This is a genomic window from Streptomyces sp. NPDC048248, assembly GCF_043201875.1.
Classification (GTDB): domain Bacteria; phylum Actinomycetota; class Actinomycetes; order Streptomycetales; family Streptomycetaceae; genus Streptomyces.
This window is the reverse complement of record NZ_JBICZL010000011.1, coordinates 51,368-66,283: the sequence shown is the minus strand read 5'-3', so window position 1 is coordinate 66,283 and position 14,916 is coordinate 51,368. Positions and strand designations below refer to the sequence as shown.

General features: G+C 69.8%; 16 protein-coding genes and 1 tRNA gene. 5 read left to right on the top strand and 12 right to left on the bottom strand.

Annotation, left to right across the window (positions count from 1 at the left end; all coding sequences use genetic code 11):
* The first annotated feature begins 5 nt into the window (after nt 1-5).
* Nucleotides 6-875 carry an HNH endonuclease gene (locus tag ACGFZW_RS24470; protein ID WP_393895347.1) on the top strand — a complete coding sequence of 290 codons (870 nt, stop codon included), beginning with the start codon at nt 6-8 and terminating at the stop codon, nt 873-875.
* A 7-nt stretch (nt 876-882) separates the two neighbouring features.
* Nucleotides 883-959: transfer RNA gene (locus ACGFZW_RS24465), tRNA-Leu, on the top strand.
* An 83-nt stretch (nt 960-1,042) separates the two neighbouring features.
* Here the strand turns inward: ACGFZW_RS24465 and rdgB are convergent.
* The 4 genes from rdgB to ACGFZW_RS24445 form a co-directional block, all read right to left on the bottom strand.
* Entirely contained in the window at nt 1,043-1,678 is a 636-nt protein-coding gene (gene rdgB, locus ACGFZW_RS24460; RefSeq protein WP_393895346.1) for an RdgB/HAM1 family non-canonical purine NTP pyrophosphatase, read from the bottom strand.
* Between the two features lie 9 nt (nt 1,679-1,687).
* Nucleotides 1,688-2,092: a hypothetical protein gene (locus ACGFZW_RS24455; protein ID WP_393895345.1), complete on the bottom strand. Its 405-nt coding sequence runs from the start codon at nt 2,090-2,092 to the stop codon at nt 1,688-1,690.
* Nucleotides 2,093-2,376: 284 nt separating this feature from the next.
* Nucleotides 2,377-3,108, bottom strand: a complete 732-nt coding sequence (gene rph, locus ACGFZW_RS24450; protein WP_393895344.1) for a ribonuclease PH — start codon at nt 3,106-3,108, stop codon at nt 2,377-2,379.
* 88 nt (nt 3,109-3,196) lie between these two features.
* The gene (locus tag ACGFZW_RS24445) at nt 3,197-3,436 is read right to left on the bottom strand and encodes a PTS glucose/sucrose transporter subunit IIB (protein WP_308409440.1); all 240 of its coding nucleotides are present in this window, start codon (nt 3,434-3,436) and stop codon (nt 3,197-3,199) included.
* Nucleotides 3,437-3,657: 221 nt separating this feature from the next.
* On the opposite strand from ACGFZW_RS24445, the gene ACGFZW_RS24440 reads away from it, so the two are divergent.
* Both ACGFZW_RS24440 and ACGFZW_RS24435 read left to right on the top strand, forming a co-directional pair.
* On the top strand, nt 3,658-4,971 hold the full coding sequence (locus tag ACGFZW_RS24440; RefSeq protein ID WP_393895343.1) for a PTS transporter subunit EIIC: 1,314 nt from the start codon (nt 3,658-3,660) through the stop codon (nt 4,969-4,971).
* A gap of 240 nt (nt 4,972-5,211) precedes the next feature.
* Complete coding sequence (locus ACGFZW_RS24435; protein ID WP_393895342.1) at nt 5,212-6,465, top strand: PTS transporter subunit EIIC; 1,254 nt, start codon at nt 5,212-5,214, stop codon at nt 6,463-6,465.
* Nucleotides 6,466-6,577: 112 nt separating this feature from the next.
* Here the strand turns inward: ACGFZW_RS24435 and ACGFZW_RS24430 are convergent, their stop codons facing one another.
* From ACGFZW_RS24430 to clpS, 8 genes are all read right to left on the bottom strand, one after another.
* Nucleotides 6,578-7,330, bottom strand: a complete 753-nt coding sequence (locus ACGFZW_RS24430; protein WP_393895341.1) for an MBL fold metallo-hydrolase — start codon at nt 7,328-7,330, stop codon at nt 6,578-6,580.
* Between the two features lie 776 nt (nt 7,331-8,106).
* Nucleotides 8,107-9,057, bottom strand: coding sequence for a PLP-dependent cysteine synthase family protein (locus ACGFZW_RS24425; RefSeq protein WP_393895340.1), 951 nt, complete (start codon nt 9,055-9,057; stop codon nt 8,107-8,109).
* Between the two features lies 1 nt (nt 9,058).
* On the bottom strand, nt 9,059-9,337 hold the full coding sequence (locus ACGFZW_RS24420; protein WP_393895339.1) for a MoaD/ThiS family protein: 279 nt from the start codon (nt 9,335-9,337) through the stop codon (nt 9,059-9,061).
* Between the two features lie 125 nt (nt 9,338-9,462).
* A complete protein-coding gene (locus ACGFZW_RS24415) occupies nt 9,463-9,636 on the bottom strand; it encodes a putative leader peptide (protein WP_393895338.1) in 174 nt (57 codons plus the stop codon).
* Nucleotides 9,637-9,927: 291 nt separating this feature from the next.
* A complete protein-coding gene (locus tag ACGFZW_RS24410; RefSeq protein WP_393895337.1) occupies nt 9,928-10,353 on the bottom strand; it encodes a Mov34/MPN/PAD-1 family protein in 426 nt (141 codons plus the stop codon).
* 148 nt (nt 10,354-10,501) lie between these two features.
* Complete coding sequence (locus tag ACGFZW_RS24405; RefSeq protein ID WP_393895336.1) at nt 10,502-11,953, bottom strand: amino acid permease; 1,452 nt, start codon at nt 11,951-11,953, stop codon at nt 10,502-10,504.
* Nucleotides 11,954-12,263: 310 nt separating this feature from the next.
* A complete protein-coding gene (locus tag ACGFZW_RS24400) occupies nt 12,264-12,860 on the bottom strand; it encodes a DUF2017 domain-containing protein (RefSeq protein ID WP_393895335.1) in 597 nt (198 codons plus the stop codon).
* Nucleotides 12,860-13,210 (bottom strand): ATP-dependent Clp protease adapter ClpS, encoded by a 351-nt coding sequence (clpS, locus tag ACGFZW_RS24395; RefSeq protein WP_393895334.1) that lies wholly within the window; start codon nt 13,208-13,210, stop codon nt 12,860-12,862. Before clpS ends, ACGFZW_RS24400 begins: the two co-directional genes overlap by 1 nt.
* A gap of 263 nt (nt 13,211-13,473) precedes the next feature.
* Here clpS and ACGFZW_RS24390 point away from each other — a divergent pair, with 263 nt between their 5' ends.
* A complete protein-coding gene (locus ACGFZW_RS24390; protein WP_393895333.1) occupies nt 13,474-14,802 on the top strand; it encodes a nicotinate phosphoribosyltransferase in 1,329 nt (442 codons plus the stop codon).
* Nucleotides 14,803-14,916 lie beyond the last annotated feature (114 nt).

The window sequence follows — 14,916 nt, the reverse complement described above, 5'->3', positions numbered from 1 at the left end:
CGCGGATGGCCGGACGCCGACGTTATCCGCCCGACCTGCTCGCCCGTACGGCCGCAGTCTCCACGAGCGTGGTCGACATGCTCCGTCGCCTCGACGCGCCCCTGTGCAGCGCCACCCGCAGATACCTGCGCACGCGCCTGGAGCACCACGACATCGACACCTCCCACTTCGTCGACGAGCCGCCGCCGCACCGGCCGCGCCAGTCGTACTCCAAGGAGCGTCTCGCGGACGCCGCCGCGCGCTCCCGCAGTGTTCGTGAGGTGATGACCCACCTCGGCTGCCCGCCGCACGACAGCGCGTACAGCCACATCAGAAACCGCCTCAGCCGCTGCGGCATCGATACGTCGCACTTCACCGACACCGCGAAGGGCTCGCATCTGCTGCCCCGGGAGGAACTCACCGCGGCCGTGGCCGCTTCCGCGAGCCTGGCCGCCGTTCTCCGGCTGCTGAACATGCCCGTCAACACCACCTCCCGCAGAATCCTCCGGCGCAGCGTCGCGGCGTACGGCCTGCCGACCGCGCATTTCACCGGTCAGGCGCATGGCCGTGGCAAGCCGTCGCCGCACCGCAGAACAGCGCAGGAGATCCTGCGGCGCCTCGCGCCGGGCTCCGCGCGGACATCGACCGCGCTGCTGCGTCGCGCGCTCGACGAGAGCCGGGTACCGCGCCGGTGTGCCGCGTGCGGGACCGGAGAGACCTGGCAGGGCAGGCGCCTCGTTCTGGAAATCGACCACATCAACGGCGACCGGCTCGACAACCGTCGCGCCAACCTCCGCCACCTGTGCCCGTCTTGCCACAGCCAGACGAGGACCTTCGCCCGCGGGGGCCGCAAGAGGCCGGTCCGCACCGTCGCACGGCGCGGCACAGTACAGTAGTCGCCGCGGGCCCGTACCCCAGTGGCTAGAGGGCGCCGGTTTAGGTCCGGTGTGTCGTGGGTTCAAATCCCACCGGGCCCACCAGCAAGAGCAGCCTCTCCCTTCCCAGGGAGAGGCTGCTCTGCTTGGCTCCAGGCCGGGTGCTCGGCCCCGTACGTCTTCGGACCTCAGCCCAACAACTCCCGCACCACCGGCGCCAGTGCCCGGAAGGCCTGGCCGCGGTGGCTGATGGCGTTCTTCTCGTCCGCGGTGAGTTCCGCGCAGGTGCGGGTCTCGCCGAGGGGCTGGAGGATCGGGTCGTAGCCGAAGCCGCCGTCTCCGGTAGGGGCGTGGCGGAGGGTGCCTTCGAGGCGGCCCTCGACGACGCGTTCGGTGCCGTCCGGGAGGGCGAGGGCCGCGGCGCACGCGAAGTGGGCGGCGCGGTGTTCGTCGGCGATGTCGCCGAGCTGAGCGAGGAGCAGGTCGAGGTTGGCGCGGTCGTCGCCGTGCTTGCCCGCCCAGCGGGCGGAGAAGATCCCGGGGGCGCCGCCGAGGACGTCGACGCAGAGGCCGGAGTCGTCGGCGACGGCGGGGTGGCCGGTGGCCTCGGCGAGGGCGTGGGCCTTGAGGAGGGCGTTCTCGGCGAAGGTGACGCCGGTCTCCTTGACGTCCGGGACGTCGGGGTAGGCGTCAGCGCCGACGAGTTCGACGTCGAGTGCGGCGGCGTTCAGGATGGCCCGGAGTTCGGTGACCTTGCCTGCGTTACGGGTGGCGAGGATCAGTCGACGGGGGGATGCGGGTCGCCCGCCAGTTTGAGGCTGCATGGGCAGTGATTATCCCGGTGTGCAGATCGAGGTCAGCTCACCGGCCGCGTCGACGATGGGGGTGACGTCCGGGGCCTTGTTGTTGTCGAGGGCGGTGCGGGCGTCCTTGACCCCGTCGTTCATGTTGCCGATGGCGCGGGTGAGCTCGGGGTCGTCGGCCGTCGCCTTGACCTTGTCGAGGTTGCGGTCGATGTCGTCGAGGGCCTGTTGGGCTTCCTGGGGGTTGTCGACGTTGCGGGTGGCCCGCTGGAGTTTGTCGACGCTGTCGACGACGGCGGTGGCGGTGTTCGCGCAGTCCATGGCCTTCTGGACGGCTCCGCAGCCGGTGAGGAGCGGTATCGCGACCGTGACGGCGGCGAGGCCGGCGAGGGCGGCGGCGGTACGTCGGTGCGGGCGGGCGTTGCGCGGGACCATGGTGGGGTTCCTCCCCTGGAGGGCGTGCTCGGACAAAGGAAGAAACGCTGTACGGCCCGCCGCGGTTGCCGGGGCGCCCGGTCGGGGGCGTGGTCCGTCGAGCGGAACCGTGCCAGAGGGGTGCGTCTGCTGCGAAAAGGGTCACGGGGGCGGGGCTGGGCCCGGTGCGCCGGCGGAGGGCTGCCGATGGGGTTTCGGCGGCCCTCCGTGCGCTGTTGCTTCGCGTAACGGTCGCTTCGCGTATCCGTCGCTTCGCTGCGCTCCGGCCGGAGCTGGCGGGCGGGTCAGAGGGTGCGGGCGAGGGCCTCGCGCTGGGCGGTGTCGAGTTCCGCGCATCCGGCGACGGCGAGGTCGAGGAGGGCGTTGAGCTCGTCGCGGGCGAAGGGTTCGGCCTCGGCGGTGCCCTGGACCTCGACGAAGCGGCCGTCGCCGGTGCAGACGACGTTCATGTCGGTGTCGGCGCGGACGTCCTCTTCGTAGCAGAGGTCGAGGAGCGGCACGCCGCCGACGATGCCGACGCTGACGGCGGAGACGGTGCCGGTGAGGGGCTGCCGGCCGTGCTTGATGAGCTTCTTGCCCTGGGCCCAGGTGATGGCGTCGGCGAGGGCGACGTAGGCGCCGGTGATGGCGGCGGTGCGGGTGCCGCCGTCGGCCTGGAGGACGTCGCAGTCCAGGACGATGGTGTTCTCGCCGAGTGCCTTGAAGTCGATGACGGCGCGCAGGGAGCGGCCGATGAGGCGGCTGATCTCGTGGGTGCGGCCGCCGATCTTGCCGCGCACGGATTCGCGGTCGCCGCGGGTGTTGGTGGAGCGGGGGAGCATCGAGTATTCGGCGGTGACCCAGCCTTCGCCGCTGCCCTTGCGCCAGCGCGGGACGCCTTCGGTGACGGAGGCGGTGCAGAAGACCTTGGTGTCGCCGAAGGAGACGAGTACGGAGCCTTCCGCGTGCTTGCTCCAGGCCCGTTCGAGGGTGACGGGGCGGAGCTGTTCGGGGGTGCGGCCGTCGATGCGAGACATGGCGTAGACCCTATCGGCAATGGCGAGGGCCCCGTCCGGGGCCGTGTCGGCGGCCGGTGAGGGGCCCTGGTGGAGCGGGGGTGTCAGCTCACATCATGTCTTCGATGTCGGCGGCGATGGGGTCGGCGTCGGTGCCGATGACGACCTGGATCGCGGTGCCCATCTTGACGACGCCGTGGGCGCCGGCGGCCTTGAGCGCGGCCTCGTCGACGAGGGAGGCGTCGACGACCTCGGTGCGGAGACGGGTGATGCAGCCCTCGACCTCTTCGATGTTGTCGAGGCCGCCGAGCCCGGCGACGATCTTCTCAGCCTTGCTGGCCATGTCCACTCCTGCTTGTCTCGGCCGCCGACGGTTCCGTCGCGCGGTTTTCACACCGTAACGCACGTTTAGCCCAACTATCTGAGCGTTTGTCCGCTACGTGACGAAGGATGGCGATCACCCGGAGTGCGCGCCGGGGAACCGGAATCGCACCCACAAGTGGTCTACACCACCAGTATGCGGCACGTGCCAGGTCGGCTGTCGACGGGCCGACACGCGGGAGGGCCGAGATGAGTTCCCAGGCAGCATCGGAGGCGCCGCGGAAGAAGTGGGCGTCCACGCTCTTCCAGGGCATGCAGAAGATGGGTCGCAGCCTCCAGCTGCCCATCGCCGTTCTGCCCGCGGCCGGCATCCTCAACCGTCTCGGCCAGCCTGATGTGTTCGGCGCCGAGGGCCTGGGCTGGGACGACGTCGCCAAGGTCTTCGCGGGCGCGGGCGGGGCGCTGCTGGACTCGGGGCTGGGGTTGCCGCTGTTGTTCTGCATCGGTGTCGCGATCGGTATGGCGAAGAAGTCGGACGGTTCGACGGCGCTGGCCGCGGTGGCCGGATTCCTGGTGTATTTCTCGGTGCTGCACCAGTTCCCGGAGGAGTGCGACGCGGTTCAGAAGTACGTCCAGGCGGGTCCGTGGGGCGGGGTGTGCGTGGACCCGGAGGGGACGGCGGCGGCGGCCGAGTTCCAGAACCCCGGGGTGTTCGGCGGCATCGTGATGGGCTTTCTCTCCGCCTGGTTCTGGCAGCGCTTCCACCGCGTGAAGCTGGTGGACTGGCTGGGCTTCTTCAACGGCCGCCGCCTCGTGCCGATCCTCATGTCGTTCGTCGGCCTGGTGTTCGCCGTGCTGTGTCTGTGGGTGTGGCAGCCGGTCGGTGACGCGCTGACGAGCTTCAGCGAGTGGCTGACGGATCTGGACTGGATCGGCTCGGGCCTCTTCGGTGTCGCCAACCGCGCGCTGCTGGTGATCGGCCTGCACCAGTTCCTGAACACCTTCGTCTGGTTCCAGTTCGGTTCCTTCACCGAGCCGGACGGCACGGTCGTGCACGGTGACGTCAACCGGTTCCTGGCGGGTGACCCGACGGCGGGGCAGTTCACCTCCGGGTTCTTCCCGATCATGATGTTCGCGCTGCCGGCCGCGGCGCTGGCGATCGCGCACTGCGCCAAGCGGCATCGCCGCAAGGAGATCGCGGGCATGATGCTGTCGGTCGGCCTGACGTCCTTCGTGACGGGGGTGACCGAGCCGCTCGAGTACTCGTTCCTCTTCGTCGCGCCGGTGCTGTACGTGCTCCACGCCCTGCTGACGGGTGTGTCGATGGCGGTGACGTGGGCGCTTGGGGTGCACGACAGCTTCAGTTTCTCGGCAGGGCTGATCGACTACGTCATCAACTGGGGGCTGGCGACCAAACCCTGGCTGATCATTCCGATCGGGCTGTGTTTCGCGGTGGTCTATTACGCGCTCTTCCGGTTCGCGATCACGAAATTCGATCTGCAGACTCCGGGGCGCGAGCCGGACGAGGTGGGGGACGCGATGGAGCAGGAGAACGTCAAGTAGGCGCAGGCGCCGGGCCCGGAAGGCCCCGCCGTACCGCCCTCACCAGGCCCGACCGTCTGGTTTCGCCGGCCCCCCGGTCCATGGACCGGGGGGCCGGCCTTCGTGTGGTCCAAACCACTTGGAAGAATGGATTCCTTTATGTCGGGGCGACATGCTAAGAATGGTCTAAACCACTGAGTGGTGTAGACCAACAAGCGGGCCTTCCCCCCTTCGAGTGCCCGCCTCACCAGGAGGAATCCGATGAGTTCGGCCACTGCCGCCAAGGCGGCCCCCGCGAAGAAGCGGGGCTCCGGCCTGTACCAGGGCCTGCAGAAGATCGGCCGCAGCCTCCAGCTGCCGATCGCCGTCCTGCCCGCCGCGGGCATCCTCAACCGACTCGGCCAGGACGATGTCTTCGGCGAGAAGGGCCTGGGCTGGATCGACGTCAGCAAGGTCTTCGTCGCCGCCGGCGGCGCGGTGTTCGACAATCTGCCGCTGCTGTTCTGCATAGGCGTCGCCATCGGCTTCGCCAAGAAGGCCGATGGCTCCACGGCGCTCGCCGCCCTGGTCGGATTCCTGGTCTACAGCAACGTGCTCAAGGCGTTCCCCGTCGAGGAAGGCCACATCAAGGACGGCAAGTGGGTCGAGCCCGTCGTCAACAACCCCGGTGTCCTCGGCGGCATCATCATGGGGCTGCTCGCCGCGGTCCTGTGGCAGCGCTTCCACCGCAAGAAGCTGGTGGACTGGCTGGGCTTCTTCAACGGCCGCCGGCTCGTCCCGATCATCATGGCCTTCGTGGGCACCGCGGTCGGCGTGCTCTTCGTGCTGATCTGGGAGCCGATCGGCAACGGCATCTCCAGCTTCGGCGAGTGGATGACCGGCCTCGGCGCCGGCGGTGCGGGCCTGTTCGGTCTGATCAACCGCGCTCTGCTGCCCATCGGCATGCACCAGTTCGTCAACACCGTCTCCTGGTTCCAGATCGGTGACTTCACCGACGCCGCCGGCAAGGTCGCGCACGGCGACATCGGCCGCTTCTTCGCGGGCGACCCGTCCGCGGGACAGTTCATGTCGGGCTTCTTCCCGATCATGATGTTCGGCCTGCCGGCCGCCGCCCTGGCCATCGCGCACTGCGCCCGCCCCGAGCGCCGCAAGGCCGTGATGGGCATGATGATCTCGCTGGCGCTGACCTCCTTCGTCTGCGGTATCACCGAGCCGATCGAGTTCTCCTTCATGTTCATCGCCCCGGTCCTGTACGCGATCCACGCCGTGCTGACCGCCATCTCGATGGGCCTGACCTGGGCCCTGGGCGTGCACGACGGCTTCACCTTCTCGGCGGGCTTCATCGACTACGCGCTGAACTGGAACCTGGCCACCAAGCCCTGGATGATCATCCCGATCGGCCTGGTCTTCGCGGTCATCTACTACGTGCTCTTCCGGTTCGCGATCACCAAGTTCAACCTCACCACCCCGGGCCGCGAGCCCGAGGAGGAGATCGAGGACCTCACCAAGGCATAGACAGCGGCGCCGCACGGGCCGCTCGGCTCACGCTCCGTCAGCGACGCGGAAGGACCCCGGAACCAGTTGGTTCCGGGGCCCTTCGGCATGCACCGCGAAGAGCGGCGCGCCCTCAGATCTCGTACGACGCCCCCGCCTTGGCGACCTCGACCGGGCCGTCGTAGACCTTCTGCGCGTCGCGGAGGCTGATCTCCGGGTCGGTCCAGGGGGGAATGTGGGTCAGCACCAGGCGGCCCGCGCCGGCACGGCGGGCGTGTTCGCCGGCCTCCCGGCCGTTGAGGTGCAGATCCGGGATGTCTTCCTTGCCGTGCGTGAAGGACGCCTCGCACAGGAAGAAGTCGGTGCCGGCGGCGAGCCTGTCCAGCGCCTCGCAGGTGCCGGTGTCGCCCGAGTACGTCAGGGACCTGCCGCCGTGCTCGATCCGGAAGCCGTACGCCTCCACCGGGTGGCTGACCAGTTCCGTACGGATCGTGAACGGACCGATGGTGAAGGTGCCGGGCGTCAGGGTGCGGAAGTCGAAGACCTCGCTCATCGCCGACTCGTGCGGCACATCGGCATGCGCGGCGGTCAGCCTGCGCTCGGTACCGGCCGGCCCGTAGACCGGCATCGGCTCGCAACGGCCGCCGTCCGGGCGGTAGTAGCGCACGACGAAGTAGCCGCACAGGTCGATGCAGTGATCGGCGTGCAGGTGCGACAGGAGTACGGCGTCCAGGTCGTAGAGACCGGTGTGGCGCTGCAGCTCGCCGAGGGCGCCGTTGCCCATGTCGAGGAGCAGCCTGAAGCCGTCGGCCTCCAGGAGGTAGCTCGAACAGGCCGATTCCGTGGAGGGGAACGACCCCGAGCATCCGACGACGGTGAGCTTCATGCGGGCGTGAACCTCCGTGGGCGGGGGCGGCGGAATAGGGGCCTCCCCTGCTCGAACGCCGTGAGAGCTCGGGGAAGGGTCCATGCGGGTTACTCGGCGGTCCTTGCCGGTTTCTTGCCGGGTCCTGCTGGTCTTTACGGTGCCCACGAGCGTAAGGCGCAAAAGGTTGTGTGGCTCCTCCAGCGGGCCGAGCTGTGGGCGGAATCACCAGTCCGGGTGGGCTGTATCGGGCGCTGTTCCCCCGTGCCGTACGCGCGGTCGGCCGGTACGGGCGCGAGGGCCTCCGGGGGAGCTCACCGGGCGTGGCGTGCCCGTGGTGGCAGGGCGTGGCGGCGGTGGTGACATCGCCGCTGGTCCGGGCGCGGGACGCGGCGGTTGGCGCCACGCGTCTGCCGCATCGAGGAGTCCCGTCACCGGGTCCCTGCCGGACCGCGCCGGCGCCGGGCGCGACCTTCGCGCGGCGCGCCGGGCCGTCTCGCGGGGAGCGGCCCATCTGCCGACCTCCGGCGTGGCGCTCGCTCCCCGCCCTCGTCCACCGGAACGAGCGACGGGGGCAAGCGGTCCCGCCGCCGCATCACCCGACGGTGAGGGTCGCGGACTGGTCACGGACCATCGCCCCGCCGCCCTCGAACGCAAGACGCCGGCCGGTCCGATGGTGCGGTCCGGCCGGCGGAGCGGCGGGGGGGCCGGGGCGGCCCGGTGGTGCGGAGGGCTGGGTCCTGTCCGCGATGTCCCGTCGTCCGCCGGCGGGGCGGACGGGACGTTGCGGATACGACCTAGGCCCAGAGCTGGCCGTGCAGGGTGGCGATCGCCGCTTCGGTGGACTCGGCGGTGTAGACGCCCGTGGAGAGGTACTTCCAGCCGCCGTCGGCGACGACGAAGACGATGTCCGCGCTCTGCTCCGCGCGTACCGCCTTCCTGCCGACGCCGATCGCGGCGTGCAGTGCCGCGCCGGTGGAGATGCCGGCGAAGATGCCTTCCTCGGCGAGGAGTTCGCGGGTGCGGCGGACCGCGTCCTCGGAGCCGACCGAGAAGCGGGTGGTGAGCACCGATTCGTCGTAGAGCTCGGGGATGAAGCCCTCGTCGAGGTTGCGCAGGCCGTAGACGACGTCGTCGTAGCGGGGTTCCGCGGCGACGATCTGCACGTCGGGCCGCTGCTCGCGCAGGTAGCGGCCGACGCCCATGAGCGTGCCCGTCGTGCCGAGGCCGGCCACGAAGTGGGTCACGGAGGGGAGGTCGGCGAGGATCTCGGGGCCGGTGGTGGCGTAGTGCGCACCGGCGTTGTCCGGGTTGCCGTACTGGTAGAGCATCACCCAGTCCGGGTGCTCGGCGGACAGCTCCTTGGCGACCCGGACGGCGGTGTTGGAGCCGCCGGCCGCCGGCGAGGAGATGATCTCCGCGCCCCACATGGCGAGGAGTTCACGCCGCTCGGACGAGGTGTTCTCCGGCATCACGCACACGATGCGGTAGCCCTTGAGCTTGGCCGCCATGGCGAGGGAGATGCCGGTGTTGCCGCTGGTCGGCTCCAGGATGGTGCAGCCGGGGGTGAGCCGGCCGTCCTTCTCGGCCTGTTCGATCATGTGCAGCGCGGGCCGGTCCTTGACCGAGCCCGTGGGGTTGCGGTCCTCCAGCTTCGCCCAGATGCGGACGTCGTCGGAGGGCGACAGGCGCGGCAGCCGGACCAGGGGCGTGTTGCCGACCGCCGCGAGCGGGGAGTCGTACCGCATCTCAGACCATGCCGCCGGCGACTGCCGGGAGGATCGTGACGTTGTCGCCGTCGGCGAGCTTGGTGGAGATGCCCTCCAGGAAGCGCACGTCCTCGTCGTTGAGGTAGACGTTCACGAAGCGGCGCAGCTGCTCACCGTCGACGAGGCGCTCACGGATACCGCTGTGGCGGCTCTCCAGGTCGGCGAAGAGGTCGGCGAGGGTCTCTCCGTTGCCCTCGACGGCCTTCTGACCGTCGGTGTAGGTGCGCAGGATGGTCGGGATTCGGACCTCGATGGCCATGGGAGTGCTCCTGTCGGAGTGTGGTGGCGGGTGCTGTGCGTCCCGTGTGCACGGCGATGGGTGCGTCGGGTGACGCGGAAGTGCGGGGTGCGGACCGGCGGGCGCCGCGGCCGGTGTGGGGCAGCTCAGGCTGCGGCGCAGCGCGGACAGATGGCGCTGGAGAGGCGGCACAGGTCGATGTGCAGCCGTGCGGTTCCGCAGCCGAAGGCTCCCAGCAGGGCGGATGCGGAACGACGCGTCGCGAGGGGAGCGCGCAGCAGCATGCCCGTCCTCTTCTCGCTCACGTCGTGGTCAACCATGCGGTCATCGTATCGATTCCCGGTCCGGGTATTGGAACCTCGTCCCAAGATGCGGACGATTGGTGTACGCCAGATGGGACGCCGCGCCGGGCGGGCGACCGGCGGATGCGGCGGACGACCGGATACGCGCAGGTCAGCGCCGGATGCCCGGGCGTCGGGCGGGCCGGAGACCGGTCGGCCTGGGGCATGTGTCACTCGCGACGCCACCGGCACGGCCGCGGCCCCGCGCCGCACCCGGCCCCTCGCCGCGGCCCGCGGCGCCCGTCGGACTCATCGGACCCGTCGGACCCGTCAGGCGTACTCCGCCACGACCTCGACCTCTTCCTCCGTGACCACGCCGTCCACGATGCGGAACGAGCGGAACTGGAAGGGCCCGGCGTCGTCGGTGTCGGCGGTGGAGACCAGGACGTAGTGCGCGCCGGGCTCGTTCGCGTACGAGATGTCCGTGCGCGAGGGGTACGCCTCCGTGGCGGTGTGCGAGTGGTAGATGATCACCGGCTCCTCGTCCAGGTCGTCCATCTCCCGGTAGAGCTTGAGCAGGTCGGAGGAGTCGAACTCATAGAACGTGGGCGAGCGGGCGGCGTTCAGCATGGGGATGAACCGCTCGGGGCGGCCGCTGCCTGCGGGGCCCGCGACCACGCCGCAGGCTTCGTCGGGGTGGTCCTGGCGGGAGTGCTCGACGATCCGGTCGTAGAGGGCCTTGGTGAGGGTCAGCATGCGGAAAGGATAAGAGGAGCGGGTGCGGCGCTCCGTCGAAGGGGGCACACGGGCGGACGGCAACGGGCCCGTACGTACCGAGGAATGGTACGTACGGGCCCGAATGCTGGACAGCGGGCGGAAGGCCCGATCGGCCGTGGTGCGGCCGTCAGCCCTTCTCGGACGCCTTCGGGGTACCGGCCGCCAGGGCCTCCCCCGCGTCCCGCCGCTTGATGCAGAGGTAGCCGACGGTCAGGATGAGCGCCCAGACGGGGGCCGCGTAGAGCGAGATCCGGGCGTCCGGGTCGATGCCCATCATCACGATCACCATGCCGATGAAGGCCAGCGCGAACACCGAGGTGTACGGGCTGCCGGGGGCGCGGAACTCGGACTGGGGCAGCTCGCCGCGATCGGCCTTGGCGCGGTAGCGCAGCTGCGAGAGCAGGATCACGATCCAGGCCCACATACCGGAGATGGTGGCGAAGGAGACGACGTAGTTGAACGCCTCGCCCGGCCACTGGTAGTTGATCCAGACGCCGACCAGCATCATCGCGACGGAGACGCCGGTGCCCCAGATGGGCAGGCCGTTCTTGCTGAGCCGGGTGAAGAACTTCGGGCCCTGGCGGTTCAGCGCGAGGTCACGCAGCATCCGGCCGGTGGAGTACATGCCGGAGTTGGCCGAGGAGAGCGCGGCGGTCAGCACGACGAAGTTGACGATGCCGGCGCCGGCGGGCAGGCCGATCTGCTGGAAGGCGGCGACGAAGGGGCTGACGCCCGGCTCGAACACCGTCCAGCTGACGACGGACAGGATGATGATGAGCGCGCCGATGTAGAACAGGCCGATGCGCCACGGCACGGTGTTGATCGCCTTGGGCAGGACCTTCTTGGGGTTGGTCGCCTCGCCCGCGGTGACGCCGACGAGCTCGACGGCGAGGAAGGCGAACATCACGATCTGCAGCGTCATCAGCGTGCCGCCGATGCCCTTGGGGAAGAAGCCGCCGTGGGACCACAGGTTGGTGAAGGAGGCGGTGTCACCGGCGTCGGAGAAGCCGAGCAGGATCACGCCGAGGCCGATCAGGATCATGCCGATGATCGCGGTGACCTTGACCATCGAGAACCAGAATTCCAGCTCACCGAAGATCTTCACGGAGATCAGGTTGATACCGAAGAGCGCGACGGTGAAGACCAGCGCCGAGAGCCATTGCGGTATGCCCTCGTTCCAGTAGTGCACATAGGTGGCCGCGGCGGTCACTTCCGTGATGCCGGTGACGACCCAGAACAGCCAGTACGTCCAGCCGGTCACGAAGCCGATGAACGGGCCGAGGAACTCACGGCCGTACTCGGAGAAGGAGCCGGAGACGGGCCGGTACATGAGCAGTTCGCCCAGGGCCCGCATGATGAAAAAGATGACCAGACCCACGATGGCGTAGGCCAGGATGATGCTCGGTCCGGCCTTGGAGATGGCCTTGCCCGCGCCGAGGAACAGCCCCGTACCGATGGCGCCACCGATGGCGATCATCTGGATCTGGCGGCTCCCCAGACCTCGCTGGTAGCCCTCTTCCGAGGCATTCCCAGCAGCCTCACTGCCGTCGTGCTGCTTGTCGACCTGCACAGAGGTCATGAGTGGTGCGCCTTTCTCCATTCCGACCCGGTCTGTCCGGGTCGGGTCCCGACCCCCCGGATGGAGTTCCTGCACGCCGACGGTCGGCCGGCTCAGCGCTCCCGTGGCGACAGGGGTGGCGTCGCGCACGGCAGGTCGTGAACATTTATCACGGTCGTTACGAGATCAACTTCTGGAGAAGTGAGCCGGGTCACAGCGAAATTAGGACAAAAAAATGGAAGGCATCCCACAACACACGGGCGCGTTGATGCGATCGTTATCCGGATTTGAGCGTCCTCTGAGCGAACGTTCCGGGTGGTACGCCCGAAATTCAGCCCATCAGTGCTTCGACGAGGGTTTCCTGGAGGCCGCCGAGCCAGAGGTAGGCCATCACCATCGGCTTGCGCGGGTCGGTGTCGGGCAGCCGCAGCAGCTCTCCGCCGTCCTCCTCGTCGGTGACCTCCAGGCGGGTCCCGATGGCCAGCCGCAGGTCATTGAGCGCGCCGAGCCACTGGCGGCACTCGTCGGGCTTCAGGCGCAGCTCCGCGCCGCCCTCCTCGCCGGGCGCCAGCGCGTCCAGGGAGCGGACCAGCGCGAGGGCGTCGTCGCGCTTGCGGGAGCGGAGGTCGTTCTCGGTGTAGCGGCGGAATTCGGCCGCCGCGGCGCGCACGTCGTCGTCGGGGACGAGGTCGGGGCCGCCGTAGGCGTCGGGGAAGAGCCGGGCCAGAACGGGATCGGCGGGCGGCTCGCTGGGGCCGTCGTTGAAGACCGAGGCGAGCAGGTCGTCGCTCTCGCTGTCGGCCGGCTCATCGCCGGGTCCGATGAGCTCCAGCAGCTGCACGGCGAGGCTGCGCAGGATGGAGATCTCGACCTCGTCGAGGGGGACGACGGCGCCGCCGCCGGGCAGGGGCTCGAACTGGCCGCTCATCAGCGGTCCTGCTGGAGGGTCGCCCACAGGCCGTAGCCGTGCATGGCCTGCACGTCGCGCTCCATTTCCTCGCGGCTGCCGCTGGAGACGATCGCGCGGCCCTTGTGATGGACGTCGAGCATCAGCTGGTGCGCCTTGTCCTTGGAGTAGCCGAAGTACGACTGAAAGACGTACGACACATAGCTCATGAGGTTGACAGGGTCGTTGTGGACGATCGTGACCCACGGGACGTCGGGCTCGGGCACCTCGGCGGGTGCCTCGCTCGACTCGGGACGCTCGATCTCGACCGGAACACTGAGGGTGCAGCGGTGCGGCCGGAGAGTGATCGTGGGTGACGGGTGGGCGCTCACAGGCCCCATGCTGCCACCCGGGGGCGGGTGGCGCACAAACGGCCCTCCCGCGGCCGCGTCGACAGGGCCCCGCGGTACGGGTTCCACGGGCCCGCCCGGGAACTGACCGTGGAAATCGTCAGAGTGACGAGTATTCGGGGTAGCATCGCTTGCATGCCGCATCTCCCGGGGGTGGTGACATCGGCGGCTGCCGCCGTGCGCCCCCGGAAAACCGTCCACTGCCCGGTGCGGCGCGCATGGATCGAATTGCGAGGTATGCCGAAGTGAACGTTGCAGACCTGGGACTGCCGGTGGCCGTGCCGTCGACTGCGCTCTTCACCGACCAGTACGAACTCACCATGCTGCAGGCCGCGTTGCGGTCCGGGACGGCGGACCGGCGCTCGGTCTTCGAGGTGTTCACCCGCCGGCTGCCCGAGGGGCGCCGCTACGGGGTCGTCGCCGGCACCGGCCGGGTACTGGACGCGGTGGAGAACTTCCGCTTCGACGCGACGATCCTCGACTTCCTCGGCGAGCGCGGCATCCTCGACGAGCCGACGCGGCAGTGGCTGGCCGATTACCGCTTCCGCGGCGACATCTGGGGCTATCCCGAGGGCGAGGTCTACTTCCCCGGCTCGCCGATCATGCGCGTGGAGGGCACCTTCGCCGAGGCGGTGGTGCTGGAGACGGTCATCCTGTCGATCCTCAACCACGACTCCGCGGTGGCCGCGGCCGCGTCCCGGATGTCGGTGGCGGCCGGCAGCCGCCCGCTGATGGAGATGGGCGCCCGCCGCACCCACGAGCTGGCCGCGGTGGCCGCCGCGCGCTCGGCCTACGTCGGCGGCTTCCACACCACCTCCGACCTGGCGGCCGGCTTCCGCTACAACATCCCCACCGTCGGCACCAGCGCGCACGCCTTCACCCTGCTCCACGACAGCGAGCGGGACGCCTTCACCGCCCAGGTGCAGACCCTCGGCAGCGGCACCACGCTGCTGGTGGACACCTTCGACGTCACCGAGGCGGTGCGCACCGCCGTGGAAGTGGCCGGCCCCGGCCTCGGCGCGGTGCGGATCGACTCCGGCGACCTGCTGCTGATCGCCCACCGGGTGCGCCAGCAGCTGGACGAGCTGGGCGCGACGAAGACCAGGATCGTGGTCACCAGCGATCTGGACGAGTACGCCATCGCCTCGCTGGCCGCGGCGCCGGTGGACGCGTACGGCGTCGGCACCCAGCTGGTGACCGGCAGCGGCCACCCGACGTGCTCGATGGTCTACAAGCTGGTCGCCCGCGCCGAGAGCGACGCCGCCGACGCCCCGCTGCGTCCGGTCGCCAAGAAGTCGATGGGCGCGAAGACGTCGGTCGGCGGCCGCAAGTGGGCCGCCCGGCGGCTGGACGAGGAGGGTGTCGCGGAGGCCGAGGTCGTCGGCACCGGCCCGGTGCCGCCCGAGCTGGCCGACCGGCAGCTGCTGGTGCCGCTGGTCCGCGCGGGCGAGGTGGTGGCCCGCGAGCCGCTGGACGCCGCCCGCGACCGGCACATCGCCGCACGTGCAGGTCTGCCCCTGTCGGCCACCCAGCTTTCCCGGGGCGAAGTGGTCCTGCCCACCGAGTACGTGTGACCGGACGGCCGTCGCCCGGCCCCTGGCGGCCCGCGGTCCCGACCGCGGACGGGTGCCCGACCGGCGCCCACCAGGGGGCTCCCCGCCCACTCCCGCAAAGTGCGCCAAGTGGCT

Coding starts and splice junctions, on each gene's coding strand:
- ACGFZW_RS24430 (WP_393895341.1), bottom strand. CDS start 7,330: ATGAAGCTCACCGTCGTCGGATGCTCGGGGTCGTTCCCCTCCACGGAA.
- rdgB (WP_393895346.1), bottom strand. CDS start 1,678: ATGCAGCCTCAAACTGGCGGGCGACCCGCATCCCCCCGTCGACTGATC.
- rph (WP_393895344.1), bottom strand. CDS start 3,108: ATGTCTCGCATCGACGGCCGCACCCCCGAACAGCTCCGCCCCGTCACC.
- ACGFZW_RS24415 (WP_393895338.1), bottom strand. CDS start 9,636: ATGGTTGACCACGACGTGAGCGAGAAGAGGACGGGCATGCTGCTGCGC.
- ACGFZW_RS24470 (WP_393895347.1), top strand. CDS start 6: ATGGCCGGACGCCGACGTTATCCGCCCGACCTGCTCGCCCGTACGGCC.
- ACGFZW_RS24420 (WP_393895339.1), bottom strand. CDS start 9,337: ATGGCCATCGAGGTCCGAATCCCGACCATCCTGCGCACCTACACCGAC.
- ACGFZW_RS24400 (WP_393895335.1), bottom strand. CDS start 12,860: ATGAGCGGCCAGTTCGAGCCCCTGCCCGGCGGCGGCGCCGTCGTCCCC.
- ACGFZW_RS24405 (WP_393895336.1), bottom strand. CDS start 11,953: ATGACCTCTGTGCAGGTCGACAAGCAGCACGACGGCAGTGAGGCTGCT.
- ACGFZW_RS24425 (WP_393895340.1), bottom strand. CDS start 9,057: ATGCGGTACGACTCCCCGCTCGCGGCGGTCGGCAACACGCCCCTGGTC.
- ACGFZW_RS24455 (WP_393895345.1), bottom strand. CDS start 2,092: ATGGTCCCGCGCAACGCCCGCCCGCACCGACGTACCGCCGCCGCCCTC.
- ACGFZW_RS24410 (WP_393895337.1), bottom strand. CDS start 10,353: ATGCTGACCCTCACCAAGGCCCTCTACGACCGGATCGTCGAGCACTCC.
- ACGFZW_RS24435 (WP_393895342.1), top strand. CDS start 5,212: ATGAGTTCGGCCACTGCCGCCAAGGCGGCCCCCGCGAAGAAGCGGGGC.
- ACGFZW_RS24440 (WP_393895343.1), top strand. CDS start 3,658: ATGAGTTCCCAGGCAGCATCGGAGGCGCCGCGGAAGAAGTGGGCGTCC.